20 protein-coding genes are annotated in these 23,411 nt (G+C 52.4%); 12 read left to right on the top strand and 8 right to left on the bottom strand.

What is annotated here, in order from left to right:
- Nucleotides 1-432: 432 nt before the first annotated feature.
- Together ptsP and ACG1BZ_RS21315 are read right to left on the bottom strand one after the other, a co-directional pair.
- A complete protein-coding gene (gene ptsP / locus ACG1BZ_RS21320; protein ID WP_282930971.1) occupies nucleotides 433-2,685 on the bottom strand; it encodes a phosphoenolpyruvate--protein phosphotransferase in 2,253 nt (750 codons plus the stop codon).
- Between the two features lie 108 nt (nucleotides 2,686-2,793).
- The gene (locus ACG1BZ_RS21315; RefSeq protein ID WP_413665896.1) at nucleotides 2,794-3,300 is read right to left on the bottom strand and encodes an RNA pyrophosphohydrolase; all 507 of its coding nucleotides are present in this window, start codon (nucleotides 3,298-3,300) and stop codon (nucleotides 2,794-2,796) included.
- 338 nt (nucleotides 3,301-3,638) lie between these two features.
- Between ACG1BZ_RS21315 and ACG1BZ_RS21310 the strand changes: the two genes are divergently transcribed.
- Both ACG1BZ_RS21310 and ACG1BZ_RS21305 read left to right on the top strand, forming a co-directional pair.
- Nucleotides 3,639-4,307, top strand: a complete 669-nt coding sequence (locus tag ACG1BZ_RS21310; RefSeq protein WP_413665895.1) for an HAD family hydrolase — start codon at nucleotides 3,639-3,641, stop codon at nucleotides 4,305-4,307.
- A gap of 42 nt (nucleotides 4,308-4,349) precedes the next feature.
- Nucleotides 4,350-5,534, top strand: a complete 1,185-nt coding sequence (locus tag ACG1BZ_RS21305) for an imelysin family protein (RefSeq protein WP_413663580.1) — start codon at nucleotides 4,350-4,352, stop codon at nucleotides 5,532-5,534.
- A 68-nt stretch (nucleotides 5,535-5,602) separates the two neighbouring features.
- Here ACG1BZ_RS21305 and ACG1BZ_RS21300 read toward each other — a convergent pair whose 3' ends face one another.
- From ACG1BZ_RS21300 to ACG1BZ_RS21280, 5 genes are all read right to left on the bottom strand, one after another.
- Nucleotides 5,603-6,136, bottom strand: coding sequence for a DUF882 domain-containing protein (locus tag ACG1BZ_RS21300; protein WP_282930973.1), 534 nt, complete (start codon nucleotides 6,134-6,136; stop codon nucleotides 5,603-5,605).
- An 861-nt stretch (nucleotides 6,137-6,997) separates the two neighbouring features.
- Complete coding sequence (locus ACG1BZ_RS21295; protein WP_413663579.1) at nucleotides 6,998-8,176, bottom strand: L,D-transpeptidase family protein; 1,179 nt, start codon at nucleotides 8,174-8,176, stop codon at nucleotides 6,998-7,000.
- A gap of 56 nt (nucleotides 8,177-8,232) precedes the next feature.
- Entirely contained in the window at nucleotides 8,233-9,456 is a 1,224-nt protein-coding gene (locus ACG1BZ_RS21290) for a L,D-transpeptidase family protein (RefSeq protein WP_413663578.1), read from the bottom strand.
- A gap of 187 nt (nucleotides 9,457-9,643) precedes the next feature.
- Nucleotides 9,644-11,596 (bottom strand): L,D-transpeptidase family protein, encoded by a 1,953-nt coding sequence (locus tag ACG1BZ_RS21285; RefSeq protein WP_413663577.1) that lies wholly within the window; start codon nucleotides 11,594-11,596, stop codon nucleotides 9,644-9,646.
- A gap of 414 nt (nucleotides 11,597-12,010) precedes the next feature.
- Complete coding sequence (locus ACG1BZ_RS21280) at nucleotides 12,011-12,832, bottom strand: NRDE family protein (protein ID WP_413663576.1); 822 nt, start codon at nucleotides 12,830-12,832, stop codon at nucleotides 12,011-12,013.
- Nucleotides 12,833-12,920: 88 nt separating this feature from the next.
- On the opposite strand from ACG1BZ_RS21280, the gene lgt reads away from it, so the two are divergent.
- The 10 genes from lgt to ACG1BZ_RS21230 all read left to right on the top strand — a co-directional run bounded on the left by lgt (nucleotide 12,921) and on the right by ACG1BZ_RS21230 (nucleotide 21,481).
- Nucleotides 12,921-13,772 (top strand): prolipoprotein diacylglyceryl transferase, encoded by an 852-nt coding sequence (lgt, locus tag ACG1BZ_RS21275; RefSeq protein WP_413665894.1) that lies wholly within the window; start codon nucleotides 12,921-12,923, stop codon nucleotides 13,770-13,772.
- A 6-nt stretch (nucleotides 13,773-13,778) separates the two neighbouring features.
- On the top strand, nucleotides 13,779-14,612 hold the full coding sequence (locus ACG1BZ_RS21270; protein WP_413663575.1) for a thymidylate synthase: 834 nt from the start codon (nucleotides 13,779-13,781) through the stop codon (nucleotides 14,610-14,612).
- Nucleotides 14,613-14,621: 9 nt separating this feature from the next.
- Nucleotides 14,622-15,131, top strand: a complete 510-nt coding sequence (locus ACG1BZ_RS21265) for a dihydrofolate reductase (protein ID WP_413663574.1) — start codon at nucleotides 14,622-14,624, stop codon at nucleotides 15,129-15,131.
- 287 nt (nucleotides 15,132-15,418) lie between these two features.
- On the top strand, nucleotides 15,419-16,201 hold the full coding sequence (locus ACG1BZ_RS21260) for a DUF3450 domain-containing protein (RefSeq protein WP_413663573.1): 783 nt from the start codon (nucleotides 15,419-15,421) through the stop codon (nucleotides 16,199-16,201).
- A complete protein-coding gene (locus ACG1BZ_RS21255; RefSeq protein WP_413663572.1) occupies nucleotides 16,198-17,568 on the top strand; it encodes a MotA/TolQ/ExbB proton channel family protein in 1,371 nt (456 codons plus the stop codon). The genes ACG1BZ_RS21260 and ACG1BZ_RS21255 overlap by 4 nt, the downstream gene beginning before the upstream one ends.
- Nucleotides 17,569-17,582: 14 nt before the next feature.
- Nucleotides 17,583-18,110 (top strand): MotA/TolQ/ExbB proton channel family protein, encoded by a 528-nt coding sequence (locus tag ACG1BZ_RS21250; RefSeq protein ID WP_108734755.1) that lies wholly within the window; start codon nucleotides 17,583-17,585, stop codon nucleotides 18,108-18,110.
- Between the two features lie 112 nt (nucleotides 18,111-18,222).
- Complete coding sequence (locus tag ACG1BZ_RS21245; RefSeq protein ID WP_413663571.1) at nucleotides 18,223-18,624, top strand: ExbD/TolR family protein; 402 nt, start codon at nucleotides 18,223-18,225, stop codon at nucleotides 18,622-18,624.
- 5 nt (nucleotides 18,625-18,629) lie between these two features.
- Nucleotides 18,630-19,247 carry an energy transducer TonB gene (locus ACG1BZ_RS21240; protein ID WP_413663570.1) on the top strand — a complete coding sequence of 206 codons (618 nt, stop codon included), beginning with the start codon at nucleotides 18,630-18,632 and terminating at the stop codon, nucleotides 19,245-19,247.
- 12 nt (nucleotides 19,248-19,259) lie between these two features.
- Complete coding sequence (locus ACG1BZ_RS21235) at nucleotides 19,260-20,612, top strand: tetratricopeptide repeat protein (RefSeq protein WP_413663569.1); 1,353 nt, start codon at nucleotides 19,260-19,262, stop codon at nucleotides 20,610-20,612.
- Between the two features lie 224 nt (nucleotides 20,613-20,836).
- Entirely contained in the window at nucleotides 20,837-21,481 is a 645-nt protein-coding gene (locus ACG1BZ_RS21230) for an energy transducer TonB (protein ID WP_413663568.1), read from the top strand.
- 42 nt (nucleotides 21,482-21,523) lie between these two features.
- Here ACG1BZ_RS21230 and ilvD read toward each other — a convergent pair whose 3' ends face one another.
- Nucleotides 21,524-23,356, bottom strand: coding sequence for a dihydroxy-acid dehydratase (gene ilvD, locus ACG1BZ_RS21225; RefSeq protein ID WP_413663567.1), 1,833 nt, complete (start codon nucleotides 23,354-23,356; stop codon nucleotides 21,524-21,526).
- Nucleotides 23,357-23,411 lie beyond the last annotated feature (55 nt).

The following is a 23,411-nucleotide window of genomic DNA, read 5'->3' as shown; positions in this document are numbered from 1 at the left end:
TTTTATACATTCTATGTAAAGCTCAAAAATAACGGTCAAAATGACCATAATTACCAGAGCTGGCACTCACTAACTTGTCAGAATTATCGGAAATTTGGAAGTGTGATGAGGCCAAGGCTTCAGGGGTGAGTGTACTAATTGAGTATCACGCGTATTTAGTAGTTATTTGTTTTTTCTTTGGGTGGGGGACATTCTGCTATTCCATTGACACGCTTAAAAATATAATGAGCTTGCCATTTCTGAAAAAGCAGCTTAAGGATTAGGAAACATTGAGAAGCTATTTGGTGGGTCAGAATAATGTTGAGCGATGTAGCTCTTAATTAGTCGCTTGGGCAAATATCTTGCTGTTGCGAGGGGCTAACGGTTTGGTTGTTAGATATTGAACTCAGGCTTTATAAAATTGGGTAAATTTAGATTTAAATACCTCATCATTTACGGCTGCAAAGAGACCTTCAACCCTGCCTCATTAAGAAACCCCTTCACGGTACTTTCAATTTGCTCGGGGCTATTCATCTGCAAAACCTGTTGCAAGAGCTGCTCAATATCGGCTCGGCTAACGGCGCGCAGCGTAGCTTTTATTCGCGGTAAGTTAGTGGCGTTCATCGATAGCATATCGTAGCCCATGGCTACTAATAACAATGCACCACTAGGTTCTCCTGCTAGTTCTCCACAGATCCCTACTTTGGTACCAACGGCATGGGCTGCCGTTACGATTTCCTGCAAAGCGCGCAGTACCGCTGGGTGCAGGGCGTGGTAAATATTGGCTACGCGGCTGTTATTGCGATCCACCGCCAGGAGATATTGAGTGAGGTCATTACTACCCACCGATATAAAATCTGCATGTACGGCGAGTTCCCGCACTTGGTAGACGGCGGAGGGTACCTCTACCATTACCCCGAGTGGGGGCATAACAATTTCGTAACCTTCTTCAAGCAGCTCCCGGTAGGCTCTTTCCACCAGTTTGCGCGCGGCTTCGAGCTCGTTTAGGCCGCTGATCATGGGGAGCATAATCCGCAGGTTATTTAGCCCCAGGCTGGCTTTCATCATGGCGCGCACTTGCGCCAGGAATATTTCCGGGTGATCGAGAGTTACGCGAATGCCGCGCCACCCCAGGAAGGGATTGGTTTCCTCGATCGGGAAATAGGCCAATGCTTTATCGCCGCCAATATCCAAGGTGCGCATCGTGACGGGCAGGGGGGCAAAGGCTTCCAGTTGCTCCCGGTAAATTTCCCGCTGCTCTTCCTCGGAGGGGAAGCGGTCTCGCAATAAGAAAGGTACTTCGGTGCGGAAAAGTCCTACTCCTTCTGCGCCGCGCTCCAGGGAGCGAACGACATCGGCCATCAGCCCGGTATTTACCATCAGGCGAATGCGATGGCCATCGGAAGTGATTGCCGGGAGTTGAGCCAGGTGGTCCAGATTGCGGGCCAGTTGCTGCTCTTCTGCAACAATATCGTCGTAGCGGCGCTTGAGTTCTGCGCCGGGGTGAATATGCAAATCGCCTCGGTAGCCATCCACCACCATATCGACACCGTCGATGGTTTCGTAGGGCAGGTCCTGGACTCCCATTACAGCGGGCAGTCCCATGGCTCGGGCAATAATAGCCACATGGCTGTTGGAGGAGCCTTTAACTGATACGGCTCCGATCAACTTTTCCCTGGGCACTTCTGCCAATACTGCTGCGGTTAGCTCTTCGCCGATCAGGATGGTGTTATCGGGAAAGTCCCGGTCGCTCTGCTGCTGTTGCCGCAGGTGCATCAGCACTCGGGCGCCCAGGTCGCGAACATCGGCGGCCCTATCGCGAAAGTAGGAGTCGGACATGGCTTCAAAGCGCCGCACATGTTCCAACATAACTTCGGCCCAGGCCCGCTGGGCACTGAGTTGTTGTTGGATGCGATCGCACACTTCGACGGCGAGGGAGCTGTCATCCAACATGCTGATGTAGGCATCGAATAGCGCCCGTTCCTCGGGGCTGAGGTCGCTCTTCAGGCGCTCACCGACTTCGCGAATTTCTTCTTGGGCGGCTGTCAGGGCCTGTTGAAACAGGGCCAGTTCAGTGTCCACATCCTCGCATTCGGAGTAGGGCACTGTGCCGAGATTCGCATGCGGGGTGACAATATGTACCCGCCCGATAGCCACACCGGGGGACGCGGCAATGCCAGAGAAGTGAGTTTCCCGTTGTTGCTTGCCAATACAGGCCAGAAGACCGGTGGCCTCGGCGTGGGCGATAACGCCGGCGAGCTGCGCCGAAAGTGTGACCAGGAAAGCTTCCTCCCACTCGTCGAAGCGGCGCTTCTCTTCTTGCTGCACAACCAGGACACCCAGTACGGCGCGGTGGTGAATGATCGGTGTGCCGAGAAAGGCGCTGAAGCGCTCTTCTCCTGTAGAGGGGAAATATTGGAAGGCGGGGTGGGCTTCGGCCCTTTCCAGGTTAATCGGCTCTTCGCGGGTAACTACATTGCCCACCAGCCCCTCGCCGGGGGCCAGGTGGACCTGGCCAACCGCTTTGGGGTTGAGGCCATCGGTGGCCATCAGGACATAGTTACCGTGTTGCTTGTCGCGCAGATATACGGAGCAGACGCGGGTGTGCATGATTTCCCGCACGCGATGCACAATGATTTCGAGCACCGCGGTGAGGTTCCGGGCGGCATTTACTTCCTGAACGATACTGCGCAGAGATCCGAGCAATGGCCTGTCCTCGCCAATCAACGGAGAAATTCGATGGCCCCGGAAAGTAGAATTTCGATGCTGATCGGGGCCATTTTGTGAAGATTCGCTGCTAACTACCCTATGCGGTCAGCTTTCCTGTCCGCGCAGCCAGCGTCTCTCCAGCTGTATTTGTTGTGGGGCCAGCTCGGTTAGTGCGCGCCGGTATACTTCACGCTTAAAGGTCACCACCTTACTCAGTGGATGCCAGTAGCTTACCCAGCGCCAGTGGTCGAATTCAGGTTTGTAACCATTGTCGAAGCTGATAGAGGCCTCTTCTGCCTCGAGCCTCAGCAGGTACCACTTTTGCTTTTGCCCGATGCACAGTGGTTCGGAGCGACGTCGAATCAGCCTTTGAGGCAGGCGATAACGCAGCCAGCCTCGAGTACAGGCAATCATACTGACTTGATCGCGAGTAAGGCCTACTTCCTCGTATAGTTCCCTATATAGCGCCTGTTCAGGGGTTTCGCCCGGATTAATACCACCCTGGGGAAATTGCCAGGCGTCCTTGCCACCTACCCGCCGCGCCCACAGTGCCTGACCGCGGGCGTTGAGCACGATAATACCGACATTGGGGCGGAACCCCTCGGCATCGATATTGCTGCTGCTCTCGCCACTCGTGCCCCGGTTCTTGTTACCGGCCGGGGCTTTATCATTGCGATTCGAATGCTTGGCGGGCTTACGGCGGTTCTTTCGTCCGGCCTGTGCCGGCTTGCCGTCGCCCAAAATACCATCCTCAATACTGTTGTGTGCGGCCGTGCGCTGCACTTACTTGTTCTGCATTGTTCCACAGCGGGGGGTTTACAGCAATTCAGTGACGCAGTCCGTGTGCTGTCGTGCGGCGCAAGGTAAAATTAGCGGCCGCGCAGGGGACGTTTCCGGCTTCCTGGCGGTCAAATGCTTATGGGGAACCTATAGTTATGGGAGAGTCGACGGTGCACTTGGCAATCTTTGATCTGGATAACACGCTGATAGGTGGTGATAGCGATCATGCCTGGGGCGAATTTCTGGTGGAGCGTGAACATGTCGACGGGACCCGTTACCGCTCGGCTAACGATCGCTTTTATCAAGATTACCAGCGCGGTGAATTGGATATTTTTGCCTACCTGGAATTTGCCTTGGAGCCCCTGGCTCAGCTTTCCCGTGGTCAATTGGATAACTTGCAAAGCGAGTTTATGCAGGAAGTTATCAGTGAATTGTGGCTGCCTCGGGCCCAGGAGCTGATCGGCGAGCACCGCCGCAAAGGCCACCACATCATGATTATCACTGCGACCAATCGCTTTGTGGTTGAGCCTATTGCCTCGCGCCTCGGTGTCGATACCCTGCTGGCCACTGAGCCAGAGGAGGATGAGGGGCGGTTCACCGGAAAGGTCGTTGGTGAACCCTGTTACCAGGGGGGAAAAGTTGTCCGGTTGCGCCAATGGCTGGCCCACAACCCGGAATACGCCAACAGTGAAAAGTGGTTCTACAGTGACTCCATCAATGATCTGCCCTTACTGGGCGAAGTTGAGCACCCAATTGCGGTGGACCCGGATGATCGCCTGCGCGCAGAAGCTGAGGCTCGCGGCTGGCCGGTGATCAGTTTGCGGGAAGAGAGTGAGTAGGTGCTTGCCAGTATTTGTGAAATGCACAAGATGGGGAATTGAGTGAACGGATCTATTATCCAGTACCGGGCCCTGGCTGTTTTAATCGGGGCCCTGGCCGGACTTTCTGCCTGTGAACAAAAAGCGGTAGAAAAACCGCAGCAGGTATCGCAACAAAGTATTGCGCCGCAACCTGTGAATGAAAAGGCTGCGACCGAATTATCCCTTGCAATTTGGCAGGCGGGTGAGGCCCAGGTTATCCACGCCCATGCCGCTGTTGAAACGTTGCAGCGTGAAGTGGATGGTCTCCTGGCTCAGCCGAATGAAAATAAGCTGGAAAATGCCAGGCTTGCCTGGCTGGATGCCCACAGGGAATTTGCTGCTGCACTGCCTTATATCCAGTTGGCTTTTTCTTCGGGAGAGTTGCGCAGCCAGGGTAGAAAATTACTGTTATCAGTAGATAGTTGGCCGGCCCAGGCGGGCTACCTGGATACAGTGCCGGGTTATTCTGAGAGCGGTATCGTTAACGATACCGCCATTGATCTGACTTTAACGAACCTGCGCAAGCAGCACCGCCTGACGGCACATGAAGAGGCCAGCACCGGTTTTCACGCCCTGGAAATCATGCTCTGGGGACCCACCAGCGAGCGGGTTGCGGAGCAGTTTTTGGCTAAGTCCGATGGGGAAAAACCCGAGGCCCTGGCCGTCAATCGGCGCCGTGAACTAACCCGCTTGATCGTTAAAGGTGTGGAAGAAGATATGGCAGGCTTGGCCCGCCGTTGGCCGACGGCAGCCAACAGCCTGTCACGGCCCTATTTATCCCTTGGACCGGTTGCCCGATTGCAGCAAATCCGTGCATCGCACACCCGGGTGATTGATGAGCAGCTGTTGCGCAGGTTGCCGGAGAGTTCCGAGAGCGATGTGGAAAGTAGCCGCGCTGCCGATTCAAAGCAGGCGATATTGGCAATTATGGCAACTCTCCAGTCAAACTGGATTCCCACTGGTGGGGGCGGCTTAGCGGAGCTGTTGCTGGATCGACATCAGGTGACGGCTTTAGAGCAGGCTTTTGTGGATTTCGAGAGCTTGTTGTTGCAAATGGAAGACCCGATTGAGCTGGCGGAGCTGACCCAATTGGCGCAGGCACGCAAACTTCTGGAACGTATCGCCGGGTTGATGGCAGGTACTACCCAAGTGCCAGTATCCGATCAGGATGTGATGCCGGTTAGCTTACCGGTTGATGGTGAATAAATCTTGCTCTCACAGGCATAACAAAAAACCCGGCGACTGCCGGGTTTTTTGTATCTGTTGGGTGGGGATTACCAGCGACGTACAGGGCCAGTATCCACGTGTACGAAGTTACTCTTCGGGTAGTATCCGACACCGCCCGCTTTCAGGTTGAGTGCTGCCTGGCGCAACTTCGACAGGGACACTCCCGGCATACGGATATCCAAGGCCATACCACGTGTGTGGTAACTGCGTTTCGCTACGCCTCGGCCAGCTGCACGCAGCTTGGCATTGGTTTTAGGTGAACGGTATCCAGAGATAATCTCAATGGTGCCGTTGTAATTGAACTTCTCCTTCAGCTTGTAGACGATATCTAGAAGCTTGGGGTCCATTCGGGTCACTTCGTTGGCGCGGTGGTCACGAAGCAATTTGTTGAACTGCTTCAGGCCTCCGCTGCTGTAATCTCCGTTGGTCCAGTAGGCGGCCTCCAGCTTCTCCCCGGTGTGCAGGTTGCGCATTTTCAGGGTGCGGGAGCTACCTACTTTTGCGAAAGTCGGTCCGGCGCTGACGGCCGCCGCAGTTGCGCAGGTCACTGCCAGGAATCGACGTCTGGATGGATTCTTCATAATTCCGCCTCGTCGTTAAATCTCTCGTCGGTTTGCCTTAGTTGGCGCAACCGGGTACGGCGGAAAATGTACAAAAAATAACCAGTTGTTACAAACCTGAAGCTGCTAATTCGGAAATAATTAGATGGCCCCGGTGGTATATTTTTTCTTTTCTGCTACCTGAAACCGGAATTTTTATTGCTGATCAGTCGACGGTGTTGGATAGGGAGGAGACAGCGTTGTCATTGCACGCTAATCACTAAAAAATTATTTTTCTGCGACTTATAAGTTTTATCGGGCTGTTTCGTCAGTGTACTTGGGAGCTATCCGATCACCTCTTCGGTCATGAGCTTGATAGCCTTCTTTATTAGTGGATGGTTTACCCATCTATATACAGAAGACAACCTAGATATAGAGAAGATAAGAGTTTGTATGTACATGTATATACATGTGGCTTAGGTGCTGCTAGCGTAGTATTTCTCCGGACATTCAGCTGTTTAGGTTATCTGGCAGACCCTGGACCGCCCTATATTTGGGGGCGTATTGATCTCGATTTCCTGGAGCCCTCCAGTAGAAGCGGGCGATAAAAAGAAACCTGGAAAAATTAGATCCGGCCAGTATTGCTACCACGGTTGTGAATATGGCAAAGCTCTAATTTTGTGATGATAAGGATGTAGTTTCCAAACCAAAGCCAGGGTTTAAATAGAAGTGTGAGTAGTGCTTTGAAAATTAAATCAAACTTGCTTAGGTGGTTATTTTGACCGGTGTCTTTCAAGTTCTATTTCCTGGGGAGCTTTAGCGTTATAGAGCGCTGCCAGCGAAAATGAGAACAGGCAAAATCCTTTAGCGATACTTAATATTTTTCACTTGCCGATAGGCTCCCTAATTTGGATAAGGCAGCTCTTTGTCACGATGATAAATATCAGGGCGGAATTGGGGGCGCCCATCCCTATCTATCCAGGCGGTCATATAAACGATGTAAATACGGGGTGATCCCTTAACCTTTACATTCAGAGCATCGTGTCCATTGGCTGCCTGCGCTACCCGGGTTCTGTCCCACCCCTGGTCACGGAGAAGAAAATAAGCTAATTCTTCTGGTGCTTGTAGCCTTACGCATCCGTGACTTAATGCCCGCTGGCGAAGTTTAAACAGGCTTTGAGCTTGTGTGTCATGGAGAAAAATAGCCTGCTTATTGGGGATAACAAATTTCACTTTCCCTAGAGTATTCTCAGGGCCACTCAATTGCCTCAAAGTAGCGTGCCCACCGGCTGCCTTGGCAATAGTCTCCTCTGTAATAGGGGACGATTTACCGCTGCGATATTGCACCACTCGATAACCTCGCTTGTGCATGGCTGTTGGGTTGTGTCGTGCCTTGGGCAAAAGCTGGGTAACAAGAATACTTCGCGGGACAGTCCAGGTTGGGCTGAAAACAATATTGGTTATTCGCGTGCGCATATCCGGTGTGCGCGTGCTGCTTTTTCCTACGACGGTTTTCATATCGAGAGCAACTGAACCATCTTCGATAAGCTGTAAGCGATAGTCAGGCACATTAACGATTACGTAGCGATCATCCTCAGGGAGCTTTAGTTTCTCCCATCGGGATGCATTCAATTCCATTTGCTGAGCGCGCTCTATTGGAGATACGGCCAAGGCTGCAAGTGTGTCTTCATCGGCGATGCCTGTAACGTTCAGTCCGTGACGCTCCTGAAAGCGCTCCACTGCAGCTTGGAGCGCACTGTCAAATCTTCGGGGGTCTTTTTGTGGGGCGGAAAGCGGCCCGGGTTGACCGTGATAATCCTTATAAATTGCCAGCAAGTTACGTAGTTGCAGGACACGAGGGCCTTTGTCTCCGGGCTGTAAAGTTTTCCCCTGGGCAATCGGTCGCCAGTTTTTCGCTAACACTCGGTAGGCCTGAGCGGTATCGCGCAATTGCTGGGTTGAACTGATTGGCTCAATAATGACATCGGTCTGCCCAGTGAATGAAGCATTCAAAGGGCTGGCCGAGGCAATTACGAGGCTTATCAGTGCGGCGATGCCGAGCTGGAATGGGCCATTTGCCATACTGATAACTCAGTAGTCCCTATAGCTCTTTATCCGCTTCACTCCGCTACCTCCTATTACTGATCCCGGTTATAGATATCCGGCCGAAACTGAAGCTGCCCATTTTCATCGATCCAGGCAGTCCAGTAAGCGATATAAACCGGTAGGGGATTTTTAAGGGCAACACCATGGGTGCGACCACTTCCCAGCGCGCGATTGATACGGGCATCACTCCACTTGTTTTGCTGAGCTAACATCATGCGAGCAAACTGCAGTGGTTTTTCCAGGCGAATACAACCGTGGCTAAAGGCCCTTTGGGATTTTTTAAATAAGTGCTTGCTATTTGTGTCGTGGAGAAAAATGGCCTGCCGATTGGGGATAACAAATTTCACTCTTCCCAAAGCATTTCCCGGCCCGCCTTTTTGTTGCAGTGAAACTTGTCCTCGACGCACTGCGGCTACATTTCCACGTGTAAATGGTACTGATCTACCCCGATGATTCATCAGGCGATAACCTTTTGCCCTGAGGGCGGAACTGCCCTTGGGTAAAAGTTCCCGCAGCGCAATACTGGGCGGGACACGCCATACAGGATTAAATTCCAGTCGCGTCATACGGGTAGCGATTTGCGGTGTTTTGTGTTTTGGTTTTCCCACAACCACACGCATACGGAATTGCTCTTTATCGCCTTCAATTAGGCGCAAATTAAATTCCGGAACATTCACGATGATATAGCGAGGCCCTAAATCCTTGGGGAGTTGTTTCCAGCGTTCAATATTTGCTGCCAGAATTTTGGCAACTTTAGCTGGCGGGGTATTGAGTCGACTCCGGGTTCCCTCATCAACCAGTGCCGTTTGCTTTAATCCGTGACGTTTCTGAAACCGTTTAACGGCCTGCTGCAATTTTTTGTCGTAGACATCTGCTTTAGAAGTATCTGCTCCGTACTCTTCGGGATGGTGATCACCATAGAGCATTAACAGGCTTCTCAATTGCGCAACCCGGGGACTGCGGCTGCCCGGTGCGATAGGTTGTCCAGCACTGAGCGGTTTCCAGTAATTACCTTGTGCCAGGGTTTGATAGCGTGCTAACGCTTCGCTGAGCAGGGAAAATTGCCTGCCCTGAGGTAAAAAAGGATCGCGACTGCCGATCAGGTCAGGTTCGACGGTATCTTTAGCTTCGGCGAGTATTTGTGGTGAGTGAATGCCCAGCGATATTGCTACGGCAATCGCAGCAGCACTCGCCCTGAGGGAGGTTAGTTGGTTGCGTGGCAAAAAAGCGCAAAGTGAATTGTTGGCAGCACCCATAAGTCACCCCTGCAAGCACTGAGAAATCAGTGAGATTTATCACTGTGCTCACATTGATAACTTGTGACTGATAGTCTTTAAATAATTTTCAGGAATGGCGCTGCTTAAGAAAGGCTAATTAATGGAATAACACGCTCAATAATTCCCTGGTTATAACCGGGGCGACGTATAGCCGCCCCGGTTTCTTTTAAAATTGATTATCGGTCAGTCCATCTTTGCCATAAATATCCGGGCGGAAGTTCAGGTTGCCCTGGCCATCGACCCAGGCAGTCCAGTAGGTGATATAAACCTTCACCAGTTGGGACATATCCACTTCCGTGGTTTCCTCTCCTGTGGTCAATTGATCGATACGCCACTGATCCCAATCTCCTTGGGGACGAAGCAGCGCTTCGGCCAAGTGGCGGGGTTTTTCCAGGCGGATACAGCCATGGCTATAGCCCCGTGAGGTCAGGGAAAAAAGTTTGCGCGCGCGCGTATCGTGCAGGTACACGTCATGAATATTGGGGATTTCAAATTTGACTCGTCCCAATATATTTTCCTCACCGCCCATTTGGCGCATAAGGTAGGAACCCGCACCTGCAGCAGATAGGTTTTGCGGAGTCAGGGGCAGTTTTTCACCCCTACCGCTAATCACCCGGTATCCCATTTTTTCCATACCCGCTGGGTTTTTACGAGCTTTGGGGAGTATCTCATTCACCAGGATGCTGCGCGGTACTGTCCAAGTGGGGTTAAAGACTACCTTGCTGACACGGGTGGTTATTTCAGGCGTTGCGTGTTTTTTCTTACCGACGACGACATTCATCGCCAGTTTGACCTGGTCGTTTTCCACGTACTTGAGACGGTACGCGGGAATATTGACCTGGATAAAGCGGCTACCCAATTGTTCCGGCAACTCTTCGCGGCGCTTGATATTCATTTCCACAATGCGGGCGCGCGCAGCTGGGGATAAGTTCAGGCGTTTGCGAGTTGAGCGACCGACAATACCATCTGCCCTCAGGCCGTGACGCTTCTGGAAGCGCACCACCGCTTGGTGAAGACCCCGATCGAAGCGATTGCGATCAGTGCCGCCGTAGCTGTAGTAAGACTGGTAATCACCGTATAGGGAGAGCAGATTGCGCAGGAGGCCCACATGTGGGTGGCGTGCACCCATGGTCATGGCAGGACCCGCGGGGATCGGACGCCAGCGACCGCTGGAAGAAATCTTGCGCAGTCGTTGCAGCTCACCGCGCAGCGCTCTTACATCGTTGCCATAGGGCCGGTTTTCCTCGTAGTAAGGCCCCTCACTGTTTTCAGATCTCACCGGTGGGGCGGCAGTATTTGACCGCCCCTGGTTGTAATAAACACGACTGCCAGAACCCGAGCCACTATTGTTGTCCCGGTAGGAACGGTATCGACTGCGCTCATAGGTGCGAGTGCTACCGGAATAATTGCGTCCTGAGTAATTGCCGGAAGTATCCGCATTGTATTCCCGCGAGTAATAGCGGCTGCGTACATTGCTGCCGAGATTGGCTGCGCGATCATATCCGCGGAAGTACTTGCGCCCGCTGGGTTCACTGGAAGCCTGCTGTTGAGCTGTGCTGGTCGCAACCAAGCGGAAACCTTCACTATCCCGCAGAACCGGTGTGACACCCCGGCGCGGGCGGGTTTTGGGCTTTAGCCTGTCCAGCTGGGTATCTTGCGCATAGGACACAAAGGCATCGGTCAGTAAGATATCCAATACCGCAGCCATCTGCAGACGTTGAGGCGTATCGCGCAGGGTGCGATCGAAGTATCCCAGGTGGTAGCGGTAGTCGACCATGCTGCTCGGATTGCCGGAGCTGGCAGCTGTGAGTTGTTTCAGCAGGTCATTGGCACTATCACTTAGGCTGTAGTTATCGAACCAAAGCAAGCGGTAATCCGTACGCTGGTAGATCTTGCGCACAGCGGCGGGGTTGAAAATGGGGTCCTGGGCTGGCCAGGCATCGGGGTTTTCCTCAAGCCAGTGTACTAAATGAGGGCGAACAGCGTTCTCCGGTAAAACGGGCACGGTTTTCTGGTTTGCTGCGAAAGCATAATAAAGAATGAAGACACAGAGGCTACCCAGTGTCAGCAGTGGAAGTACAGATTTGCGTCTACGATGCTCGGGGTTGAAATACGACATGGTACCTCAGCGATTCTGCGGGGGCCCGGTGCGATATTTTGGAAAATGCCGGGCGCCAGATCGTTCATACCTTCCCAACCTGTGGCGAGCCCATCCAGATACTCAGGGATATTATCGGTGACTCGCACGTGTCATGCGTCCCGCGCGACTTCCTTTTATTAAGACTGCTGTCGGTGTCCTGCTTGCGCGAAACTCAACCAACTTCAGTCTGTGAAAGTAAGTATGGCAATAAATGCAAAATTTGCTTGGCGCTTTATTCTTTTTAGAGTAAGGATTTGCGGATGATGAGTTTTGCGTCAAATTTTTCGCCCGTGGGTGAAAATGGGGCGAGTTTACTGGGGCTTATTTGAATATGGTGCAGAGGCTTGCACAAAAAGTTATGCACAATTTGTCTGCCATCAGGATTAACCCCGCTTAATTGGGCGACTGGGTAGTGAGGTAGCGCAGGGGGCCATTTTGATTGCCGTTTATAAAAGTCTGCTCCCAAAGTTGGCCGTACCCCCTCTGGTCGATGGTGATCACGGTACTCGCGCGGGTGCCGTAGCCTCCATTGCGAAGCATTGGTTCTGTCGCCGAGCTATCGGCATCAATTTGAATGAATATAGGAGAGAGTGCCCGCTCAATCTCCAGTGGTAGCCCGGTATGGGGGAGTTGTTGGTCCGGCGCGGGGGTGCGATCTTTGAGTAGTGCCAGGGCTGGCTCCACAAAGCTCTCGATTGTTACCAGCTGGTCGGCCGCAGGTATTATTTCTGCCAGCCCCGCTTTGCCCCTCTCCACCTTTGGCCAGGGTTCGTCCGGTGCGCCGTTGGAGATACCGTGAATACCCGGTTCAAACGTAAATGGCTTGTGCCGGTTTCCGGCACAGAAGAGAGTGTTTTGATTCTCAACATCAAACAGCAGGGCGTTAAAGCCCCGGTACTGCTGGGATTCCAGGTAGTGGATGAAATGCTCAGGGCTAATTTGTTGGCTGAGGAATTTCTGCGGTATTTCCCCGCGGGATAGCGCTCCTACAGGTTCCGGTGTTCCAGGTTCCCGGATATTGGTTACAGCGGCGACCCGACCGGGGGAGACGCCGGCCCATGTTCCCTGGGCTTCAAGGTCTCTACCCGCAATTAGCTCGGTCCCTGGCCAGCGCGCCGCTGCAGCGGTTGGCCGTTGATAGAACTCATCCCGATTGGCGATCAACAGCAGAGGGTATTTCGGGTGGCATTGATAGGCGAATAGCAGTAGACACATGGGGATCTTCCCTAGGGGCAAGCTGCCCTTCCACAGCGGGGGGCTTTACGACCATAATACGCCCTTTATTAGCAATCGCGATTCCCCCATGCTGACCTATCCCGAAATTGACCCGGTAGCCTTTGCAATAGGCCCCTTAAAAGTGCACTGGTATGGGCTGATGTACTTGGCTGGCTTTGTCGCGGCCTGGTGGTTGGCATTGCGCCGAAGTGCCAAACCCTGGTCACCGGTCATTAAATCCGAAGTTGAGGACTTGATTCTCTACTGTGCCATTGGTGTCGTTATCGGTGGCCGCTTGGGGTACATGTTCTTTTATAATTTCCCCCAGTTGCTCGAAGACCCGATATCACTGATCCGGCTGTGGGAAGGGGGGATGAGCTTCCACGGCGGGCTGATAGGGGTAATGTTGGCCACGGCACTCTATGCGCGCAAAATTGGTACAACCTTCCCAGCTCTAATTGATTTCGTTGCTCCTCTGGTGCCCATCGGTCTTGGGCTTGGGCGGATCGGTAATTTTATTGGCCAGGAGCTTTGGGGGCGTGAAACTGAAGGCCCTTGGGGCATGGTCTTTCCAAAGGACCCGGACCTTCTGGTCCGGCACCCATCCCAGCTGTATCAAGCCTTCCTTGAGGGGCTGGTTCTCTTTGCGCTGCTCTGGTGGTTCTCCAGTAAGCCGCGCCCTCGGCTCGCGGTGGGCGGTATGTTCGTGACGCTCTACGGTGTATTCCGCTTCCTGGTGGAGTTTGTCAGGGAGCCCGATGGGCATATTGGTTTTGATTTATTTGGATGGATGACTCGTGGGCAGCTTTTGAGCCTGCCAATGATTATTGCCGGCATCGCATTGCTGGTGTGGAGTTATAAAACTCAGCCGCTTCCCGAGGGGAGAACTGAGCAGAAAGGTAAGAAAGCAGGGTCTTCCCGAGTTAAAGGCGGAGCATAGCAGTAGATGAAGCAGTATCTCGATCTAATGCGCCATGTGCGCGATAACGGCACCGTTAAAGGTGACCGCACCGGCACTGGTACTCTCAGTGTGTTTGGCTATCAAATGCGCTTTAATTTGGCGGAGGGTTTTCCGCTGATCACCACTAAAAAGTGCCATTTGCGCTCGATTATTCACGAACTTCTGTGGTTTTTGCAGGGGGATACCAATATCCGCTACCTCCAGGACAATAAGGTGCGGATTTGGGATGAGTGGGCGACAGAGGACGGTGATCTGGGCCCTGTATATGGCCATCAATGGCGCTCCTGGCCCACTTCGGATGGCCGCCAGATCGACCAGATTGAGCAGTTGGTACACCAGTTGAAAACCCGCCCGGACTCCCGGCGCCTGATGGTTAGCGCCTGGAACCCTGCGGATCTGCCAGATGAAGGTGTTTCACCTGCTGATAATGCCCGTGAAGGACGCATGGCCCTGGCTCCCTGCCACGCCCTGTTCCAGTTTTATGTCGCTGACGGCAAGTTGTCCTGTCAGCTGTACCAGCGAAGCGCAGATATTTTCCTGGGGGTGCCTTTTAATATCGCCTCATACAGCCTGTTGACCCTTATGCTGGCACAGGTATGCGGTTTGAAGCCCGGCGATTTTATCCACACCTTTGGTGATGCTCACCTCTACTCCAACCATAAGGAGCAGGTCGAACTGCAATTGCAACGCGACCCTCTGCCTCTGCCACAAATGCACTTGAATCCAGATGTGAAAGATCTGTTTTCTTTCCGCTTCGAGGACTTTGAACTCAAAGGTTACGAGGCCTATCCACATATTCCGGCACCTGTAGCGGTTTAAGGAGCGGTAATGACGGTTTCAATTGCTTTGATTGCGGCGGTTGCCCGCAATGGTGCTATCGGCAAGGACAATGAACTCCCCTGGCGAATCTCCGGCGATCTGCAGTTTTTTAAGCGGACCACTATGGGAAAGCCAGTAGTAATGGGACGAAAGACCTTTGAGTCTATTGGTCGCCCACTTCCGGGGCGTGTCAATATTGTCATTACGCGTAATGCTGACTGGGTTGCGGAAGGGGTAAAGGTGGTCCAGTCTCTGGATAAAGCCCTGAGCCTGGCCCAAAGCTGCGCTAAAGACAGCGGCGCCACTGAAGTGATGGTCATTGGTGGGGCACAAATTTACCGCCAGGCACTGCCGCTGGCTGCCCGCTTATATGTCACCGAAGTTGACGCAAATATCGACGGGGATGCATACTTTCCCGACATGGATGACTCGTGGGTCGAATCAGCACGAGAGTGTTACCCGGCCTCGGACAGGAATGAGTACAACTACTCATTAGTCCAATATGACAGATTTAAATAAAAACAATTTGATCAAAAGTTGATCGATCTGTTAAATTCTCCAACAGCTTACACAAGGAACGTCGCCGCTAATGTGTGCAAGTAACCCGGGGATGTTACCCAAGTGTTACCTTGCTACCCAAGCGGGCCGATGCTGGCAATCGGCATTTGAATAATCAAATCGGCTGTTTACAATGTGCGGCTCTTAGCTGTCTTCTAACCAATGTTTTTAAAACAAAAGGACACCGCGTTGTGGCAGCTAACTCATCGCGACCATGTTGTGAAATATTGAACCCACTGGGGGGTCTAATGAAAACCAAGCGATTCATGGCTGTGGCGCTGACCACTGCGCTGTCTGCCGGCGCGCTCTACGGCAGCGTAGCCACTGCGGATACTCTCGATAACGTACTCGCCGTCGGCCAGCAGAAAACCACTGCGGCCCAGGCATCGCAAAAACGCATCGACAAGATTGCCGACGAAACCAGCAGCCTGCTGCAGGACTTCAAGGTGGTTAATAAAGAAATCGATGGTCTGCGCGTATACAACCGTCAGCTGGAAAAGCAGCTGGCCAACCAGCTCGAAGTTATCAATGAGCTGGATGAGTCTATTGCCAACGTTACTGTCATTGAACGTCAGATTCAGCCGCTGATCCTGCGTATGCTGGAAGGTCTGGAGCAGTTCATTGAGCTGGACGCACCGTTCAAGCTCGAAGAGCGTATGGCGAACCTCAACGGTGTTAAGAGCACCATGGACCGTTCCGATGTAAGTGTTGCGGAGAAGTTCCGCCAGGTACTGGAACTGTACAACTTCGAAGCGGAATACGCCCGTAAGATCGACTCTTACCGCGATACTCTGACCGTTGCCGGTCAAGAGCGCGAGGTGAGCGTTCTGCAAATCGGCCGTATCGCCCTGCTGGCTCAGACTACTGATGCAGAAATTGCCCTCGCTTATGACAAAGCGCAAAAAGCGTGGGTTGAGATCGACGCAGGTGAATACCGCCGCGCTCTCATGAACGGTCTGAAAATTGCCAAGAAGCAGGCCACTATCGACATCATGACCATGCCGATCCCGGCTCCGGAGGCAGCGCAATGAAAACCTCTTTCGCCAAACGCGTTTTAGTAGCGGCAGCAGCTGGTCTGATCAGCTTCTCCGCAGTTGCTCAAGAGAAGGCTGCTTCCCTGGACGACCTGTTGAAAATGGTTCAGCAGTCCAAAGTTGCCGAGTCCAAAGAACACAAGCAGCGTGAAGCTGAGTTCCGCCGTCAGAAAGCGAACCAGAATGCTCTGCTAAACCAAGCCAAAAATACTCGCACCGCTGAAGAAAAGCGCTCTTCTGACCTGGAAAAGAAATACCAGGAGCAGGAAGTTGCTGTTGATCAGAAGCGTCAGCAACTGGACCAGCGTCTGGGTTCCTTGAAGGAACTGTTCGGCCATATGTCCTCTACTGCTGCTGACCTGCGTGCCAATATCGGTTCCTCTCTGGTTTCCGCTCAATATCCTAACCGTACTGAATTCATCGATGGTCTTCTGGCTAAGATGAACAGTGCTACCCAGCTGCCGACTATCGAAGAAATCGAGCGTCTGTGGTTTGAAATTCAGCGCGAAACTATTGAATCCGGCAAGATCGTTAAGTTTAACGCAACCGTGATCAAGCCCAATGGTGAGCAGGCTGATCAGGAAGTGGTTCGCGTAGGTAACTTCAACCTGGTTTCCAACGGTAAATACCTGGAAATGAACAATGCCTACAAAATGGCTGAGCTGATCCGTCAGCCGGATGCCAAGTTCCAAGGCATGGCTGAAGCTCTGCAGGCTTCTACCAGTGGTTTCAGTGCCTTCGGTGTAGACCCAACTGGTCCTACCGGTGGCTCCTACCTGAAAGCTATGATCAACAGCCCGGACATCGTAGAGCGTTGGCACCAGGGTGACATCGTTGGTTACATCATCACTGCTGTTGGTGTCTTTGCGATGTTACTGGCAATCTTCCGCCTGATCGTTCTGACCGGTGTTGGTGCCAAAGTGAATGCTCAGCTGCGTTCCTCTACTCCGAACACCAACAACCCGCTGGGTCGTGTACTGGCTGTTGCGGAAGAGAACAAAGGTGTAGACGGCGAAACTCTCGAGCTGAAGATGGAAGAAGCAGTACTGAAAGAGCGTCCGGCAATCGAATCCGGCCTCAACCTGCTGAAAATCATCGCCATGGTTGCTCCGCTGCTGGGTCTGCTGGGTACCGTTACCGGTATGATCGTAACCTTCCAGGCGATCACTATCTTTGGTGCGGGCGATCCTAAGGCAATGGCCGGTGGTATTTCCTCAGCCCTGATCACTACCGTTCTCGGTCTGTGTGTTGCTATCCCGACTGTACTGATGCACACCATCGTAAATGCCCGTGCCAAGCGTGTTCTGCATATTCTTGAAGAGCAGAGTGCTGGTATCGTGGCAGAAAACGCCGAGCGCAAATAAGAGGAGGCGGCAACATGCACGCATTAATCGACGCATGGGCCGCCGTCAACGCCTTTATGGCGTCGGGCGGGCCAGTACTGTTCCTGATCGCCGGCCTGACCTTCTTTATGTGGACGCTGATTTTTGAACGTGTTTTCTACTTTAACAAAGGCTTGAAAAGTGACGTTCAAGGTGCGGTAGACCAATGGGAGGGGCGCGGTGAGCGCAAATCCTGGGCTTCGCACCAGATCCGTTATGCGATGATTTCCCGGGTATCTGAGAAAATTCAGGACAATATGGACATGATCCAAGCCTGTGTCGCCCTGGCCCCTCTATTTGGGCTGTTGGGTACGGTTTGGGGCATGATCAACGTGTTCGACGTTCTCGCGATTACAGGTGGTGGTGACGCCAAGCAGATGGCCAGTGGTGTATCCATGGCAACTATCCCGACAATGGCGGGTATGGTTGCGGCTCTGTCAGGCGTATTTGCCAACACTTACCTCGCCCGTAAAGCTGAGCGTGAAACCCAGCTACTCGAAGATCATCTGACGATGGATCACTAAGCACACACCAGCGAATAGGCCAACTTATTTGCTGTGAAGGTTTAGCCAAGCCAGATACTTTCGCCGGGGGCTCCCTGAGCTCCCGCTGAAAAAGTTCGCTAAGAGAGTTGCTATGAGCAAAAGACAAAATACGGCAGAAGAAGAAGCCGGCGCAATTGACCTCACGCCCATGCTGGACGTGGTGTTTATCATGCTGATCTTCTTTATCGTCACCGCGACCTTTATTAAGGAGCCGGGTGCTGATGTTGAGAAGCCGCAAGCGACAACCGCTGAACTCAAGGCCGCCTCTATCCTGGTAGCGATCAACGACAGTGACGAGGTTTGGATTGCCAAAGAGAAGGTTGATGAGCGTCAGGTACGAATTGTCCTGGAGCGTCTCTACTCGGAAAACCCGAAAGGGTGGTTGGTAATTCAGCCCGATAAGGGAGCAAGTATTGAGAAGATTGCCCTGATTGCAGAAGCAGCCAGGAAGATTGGTATCAAGAAAGTTTCGGTCGCTACAGAGAAGAGTTAACAGCTATGAATCCGGTAAGACTTCTTGGGGCAGGTACATTGGCGGTAGCCACGACCTTTGGCCTCATCTTCACCATGCATCAGCTGATTGCGGCAAACATGAAAGCTCCTGAGGATAAGGAAACTTTCAAAGTTGCCGATGTGGTGATGCCTGATACGAAGATTGAAACACAGTACGACACCGCTAAGCCGGTAAAACCTGACGAGCCGGAAACTCCGCCACCGGAGATGCCGGAGCCCGAGTTTGAAGAGCCGGATCTTGATGGCAACATCAACATTTCCGCTCCAAAAGCGGGAGGCGGCGTTAAGCTGTCAGGTTTCAGTTTTGGCGAAGGTGACTACCTGCCGATCGTTAAAGTACAGCCACAATATCCACGTCGCGCTCAGCAGCGGGGGATAGAAGGCTACGTAATCGTTGAGTACACCGTAACGACTAACGGCTCTGTACGTGATCCGATCGTAATTGAAGCCTTCACTTTGGACGGCAAGCCCACAACGGTTTTCAATCGCGCAGCCCTGAAGTCCGCGTTGAAGTACAAGTACAAGCCGCGGGTAGTCGATGGCAAGCCGATCGAAGTTCCTAATGTTAAGACTAAGATTAGCTTTAACATGGCTAAGGACTAAAGGGGAAGCACTATGAAGTTGACGACCATCAAGAAAGGTTTGTCCAAGTTCGCTCTGCGCGCGTCAGTGGCGCTACCCTTGGTTTTGGCACCGACGGTCAGCGTTACCGTGCTGAATGCGGTAGGTGTGTCAGCACCTTTCGCTTCTGCACAGGCGCAGGAACAGAAAAAGCCGAGTAAGCAAAAAACTCGTAAAGTGCCGGCGATGCGCGAAGCTGCGTATAAGAAGCTGGAAAAAGCTCAAGAAGCTGCTGATGCAGAGGATTGGCCAGCCGCTCTTGTAGCCCTGAAAGAAATGGACGCAGCTAAGAAGCGCTTCAATGGCTATGAAATTGCCCAGATGTACAACTTCTTCGGTGTTGTTTACTACAGCACTGAGCGTTACAAAGAGGCGATTCCTTACTTTAAAAAGGTGCTGGACCAGGGTGAAAAAAACCTGCCGGTAGCTTTAGAAGTAGGCACTTTGTTTACGCTGGCTCAGCTGTATTTCGTTACTGAGGATTACAAGCAGGCGATTAACTACCTGAACCAGTGGTTTAAGGTTTCCGATCGTATCACTGCTGACTCCTACGCTTTGCGTGCCACAGCTTATAATCAGCTTGGCAACCAGGATAAGGCTCTTGCGGATATCAATATAGCGGTATCCATGTACGAAAAAGAGGGCAAAGTACCAAAAGAAAATTGGTACGGTATACAGCAGTTCATTTATTTTGAGCGCACCGATTACAAGAAAGTGGCCGGTGTTCTCGAAAATCTGGTTAAGTACTATCCGAAGCCCGTTTATTACACCACCCTGGCGGCGATGTATGGCGAGTTAAAGCGCGAAAAGGACCAGCTGCACATGATGGAAGCAGCTTACCTTGCCGGAGCTTTGGAAAAGGATAGGGACCTGTTGAATATGGGGTATCTCTTTATGGGGCATGAAATGCCTTATAAAGGGGCCAAGGTGATTGCCAAGGGTATTCAAGAGAAGAAGATCCCGCGTACGGCTAAAAACCTGGAAACCCTGGCTCAGGCCTACCAGATGGCACAGGAGCTGCAGAAAGCTATTCCCCAGCTGGAAGCGGCAGCCAAGCTTTCTGACAAAGGTGAAATCTATTCTCGTTTGGCCGGTATTTATCTCGACCTGGATCAGAATGAGAAAGCCATTTCCATGGGTAAAAAAGCCCTGGCAAAAGGCGGGATCAAGCGTGTTGATCAGCTGCATATCGTGATGGGTATGGCTAATGCCAACTTGAAGCGTTATGACGCAGCACTAAAGAGCCTCAAGCTTGCACGGAAAGATGAGCGCTCTGAGAAGTTCGCTAACCAGTGGATCTCTTTTGTTGAGGGTGAGCAGGAGCGTGAAAAACAATTGGCAATTTAATACTAGTTAATTGTTTAGCTCCCTGAAAGCCGCGCAGTAATGCGCGGCTTTTTTTATGCTTTTTTCTTTTCTGGCGGCAATACAAAATTTTGAGATAACCTGTATTAACAGACTATTTGCATTTTTTTGTAAATTGGCTAATGATTAATGGTAGCTGATCAGCTTTTCCATTTTCGGCATATGAATGCCGCTTATCGCACCCTAACAATAATAGGAGAGGTGTTATGGACAGAGCTTGCCAGTCGATTTCCAACCCCTTATTTTTCCCCCCACATTTACTCGCGGGCTACACAAAGAGCCTGGGTTTTGCCGCTGCAATCACAGTTGGATTGATCTTTTTGATGAGTCAACTAGTAGCTACTGATATCGAGGAGCCCAAACTCAGCCTGTTGCCTACGATAAAACCGGTACATATGCCAAAAAAAGAGATTGTTACCCAAACTTATGAGGAGCCTACACCGCCACAAGCTGTGCTGGAGCAGCCAACGATGCGGGTTGAGGAAACTGAGGTAACACCCGTTACGATGAATGTAGTGATTGGTACGCCCACTCCTGTTACTTCTACCGGGGTGCAAATAACGCGCGACCCTTTACCAGTTTATAAAGCTAAACCGCGATACCCCAATGCGGCACTGCGCAGGGGGATAGAGGGGTATGCCGTTGTAGAATTCACGGTAACCAAAACTGGGGCGGTACGTGATGCTCGTGTGGTTGGGGGCTATGATTCTAATGGTAATCCCACGAGCGTATTTGATCGCTCCGCTGTAGCCGCGGCAGAGCGGTTTAAGTATCGCCCCCAAATGGAGAATGGCCAGCCAGTGGAGCGCTACGGGGTACGCAATCGAATCAGTTACAAAATAGCGGAATAAAAAAACGGCCCTTTGGGGCCGTTTTGTTTAGAACAGTTTTAATCAGTCAATTTCCCTCACCGCCCCGCGGTCTGCACTGGTGGCAAGCATGGCATAGGCTTTCAGTGCTTTGCTGACTTTACGAGGGCGCTTTTCGATTGGCGTCCAGCCATTAGGATTTTCTTCCATTTCTCGGCGTCGCTTATCGAGTTCACTTTCATTAATAGCGATTTCAATTTTCCTCGCTGGAATATCAATACGTATTAAATCGCCATTGCGCACGAGAGCGATGTTACCTCCAGACGCCGCCTCCGGTGAAACATGTCCGATAGAGAGGCCTGAAGTACCGCCTGAGAAGCGGCCATCGGTAATCAATGCGCAGTGCTCACCGAGTCCTTTGGACTTTAAATAACTAGTGGGGTAAAGCATCTCTTGCATTCCAGGTCCACCTTTAGGGCCTTCATAGCGGACGATAACAGCCTCCCCTTTACTGACCTTCCCTTCGAGGATATTGGAAACAGCCTCTTCCTGGCTTTCTACTACATGGGCGGGGCCTTCGAACTTCCAGAGCGACTCATCGACGCCGGAAGTCTTCACTACACAGCCATTGGGGGCCAGGTTGCCAAAGAGAACGGCGAGCCCTCCCTCAGAGGAGTAGGCGTACTCAGCAGAACGGATACAGCCACGCTGGCGGTCTGCATCTAAAGTGGACCAGCGGCATTCCTGGCTGAAAGCTGTTTGGGTGGGAATGCCTGCGGGGCCCGCGCGATAGAATTCCAGTACAGATTGGTCGTCCGTGCGGCAAATATCCCAGCGCGCAAGGGCATCGGCGAGCGAACCACCGTAGGCGGTTGGCAGCGAGGAGTCGATAAGACCTGCGGCCTCCAACGCCCCAAGGATAGCCATTACACCACCAGCGCGGTGTACATCTTCTATATGGTATTTCTCGGTATTGGGGGCAACTTTGCACAGCTGTGGAACCTCACGGGAGAGGCTGTCGATATCTTCCAGGGTGAAGTCAATCTCACCTTCCTGAGCGGTTGCCAGCAGGTGCAGGATGGTATTAGTGGAGCCTCCCATGGCGATATCGAGTGCCATGGCATTGCGGAAGGCTGTGCGGTTGGCGATATTGCGCGGCAGGGCAGTTTCGTCATTCTGCTCATAATAGCGTTTGGTCAGGGTTACGATCTCGCGACCAGCGCGCAGGAATAGCTCCTTGCGGTCGGCGTGAGTCGCAAGCATGGTGCCGTTACCAGGGAGTGAAAGCCCCAGGGCCTCGGTCAGGCAGTTCATGGAGTTCGCTGTAAACATACCTGAGCAGGAGCCACAGGTCGGGCAGGCAGAGCGCTCATACTCAGCAACTTCCTCGTCGGAGGCCGTATCTGTAGCGGCTATCACCATAGCATCTACTAAGTCGAGCTTGTGGTCAGCCAGCTTGGTTTTGCCGGCCTCCATCGGGCCACCGGAGACAAAGATAACTGGAATGTTCAGGCGCATGGCTGCCATCATCATTCCCGGTGTGATCTTGTCACAGTTGGAGATACAAACGAGGGCGTCGGCACAGTGGGCATTGACCATGTACTCCACTGAGTCAGCGATAATTTCGCGGCTGGGCAGGCTATAGAGCATGCCGTCGTGACCCATTGCGATACCGTCATCCACAGCGATCGTATTGAACTCCTTGGCCACGCCGCCGGCGCGTTCAATCTCCCTTGCGACAAGCTGACCCATATCTTTTAGGTGTACGTGTCCGGGGACAAACTGGGTAAAAGAGTTTGCGATGGCAATGATTGGCTTATGGAAGTCCTCGTCCGTCATACCGGTGGCACGCCACAAGGCGCGGGCTCCGGCCATATTGCGACCGGCGGTAGAGGTGCGGGAGCGGTATTGGGGCATAGTCACAGATTCCAGCTGGCAACAATGAATGCGCCAGCTTAGCAAAAAACGGACT

The organism is Microbulbifer sp. CNSA002 (assembly GCF_047324085.1).
Taxonomy (GTDB): Bacteria; Pseudomonadota; Gammaproteobacteria; order Pseudomonadales; family Cellvibrionaceae; genus Microbulbifer.
The sequence above is the reverse complement of the archived record's forward strand: the minus strand, read 5'-3'. Positions and strand labels throughout refer to the sequence as shown.

Bases quoted from the DNA above. Each gene is read 5' to 3' on its own strand.
- ACG1BZ_RS21300 (WP_282930973.1), bottom strand. From the start codon at position 6,136: ATGAAGAATCCATCCAGACGTCGATTCCTGGCAGTGACCTGCGCAACT.
- ACG1BZ_RS21295 (WP_413663579.1), bottom strand. From the start codon at position 8,176: ATGGCAAATGGCCCATTCCAGCTCGGCATCGCCGCACTGATAAGCCTC.
- ACG1BZ_RS21290 (WP_413663578.1), bottom strand. From the start codon at position 9,456: ATGGGTGCTGCCAACAATTCACTTTGCGCTTTTTTGCCACGCAACCAA.
- ACG1BZ_RS21285 (WP_413663577.1), bottom strand. From the start codon at position 11,596: ATGTCGTATTTCAACCCCGAGCATCGTAGACGCAAATCTGTACTTCCA.
- ACG1BZ_RS21280 (WP_413663576.1), bottom strand. From the start codon at position 12,832: ATGTGTCTACTGCTATTCGCCTATCAATGCCACCCGAAATACCCTCTG.
- lgt (WP_413665894.1), top strand. From the start codon at position 12,921: ATGCTGACCTATCCCGAAATTGACCCGGTAGCCTTTGCAATAGGCCCC.
- ACG1BZ_RS21270 (WP_413663575.1), top strand. From the start codon at position 13,779: ATGAAGCAGTATCTCGATCTAATGCGCCATGTGCGCGATAACGGCACC.
- ACG1BZ_RS21265 (WP_413663574.1), top strand. From the start codon at position 14,622: ATGACGGTTTCAATTGCTTTGATTGCGGCGGTTGCCCGCAATGGTGCT.
- ACG1BZ_RS21260 (WP_413663573.1), top strand. From the start codon at position 15,419: ATGAAAACCAAGCGATTCATGGCTGTGGCGCTGACCACTGCGCTGTCT.
- ACG1BZ_RS21255 (WP_413663572.1), top strand. From the start codon at position 16,198: ATGAAAACCTCTTTCGCCAAACGCGTTTTAGTAGCGGCAGCAGCTGGT.
- ACG1BZ_RS21250 (WP_108734755.1), top strand. From the start codon at position 17,583: ATGCACGCATTAATCGACGCATGGGCCGCCGTCAACGCCTTTATGGCG.
- ACG1BZ_RS21245 (WP_413663571.1), top strand. From the start codon at position 18,223: ATGAGCAAAAGACAAAATACGGCAGAAGAAGAAGCCGGCGCAATTGAC.
- ACG1BZ_RS21240 (WP_413663570.1), top strand. From the start codon at position 18,630: ATGAATCCGGTAAGACTTCTTGGGGCAGGTACATTGGCGGTAGCCACG.
- ACG1BZ_RS21235 (WP_413663569.1), top strand. From the start codon at position 19,260: ATGAAGTTGACGACCATCAAGAAAGGTTTGTCCAAGTTCGCTCTGCGC.
- ACG1BZ_RS21230 (WP_413663568.1), top strand. From the start codon at position 20,837: ATGGACAGAGCTTGCCAGTCGATTTCCAACCCCTTATTTTTCCCCCCA.
- ilvD (WP_413663567.1), bottom strand. From the start codon at position 23,356: ATGCCCCAATACCGCTCCCGCACCTCTACCGCCGGTCGCAATATGGCC.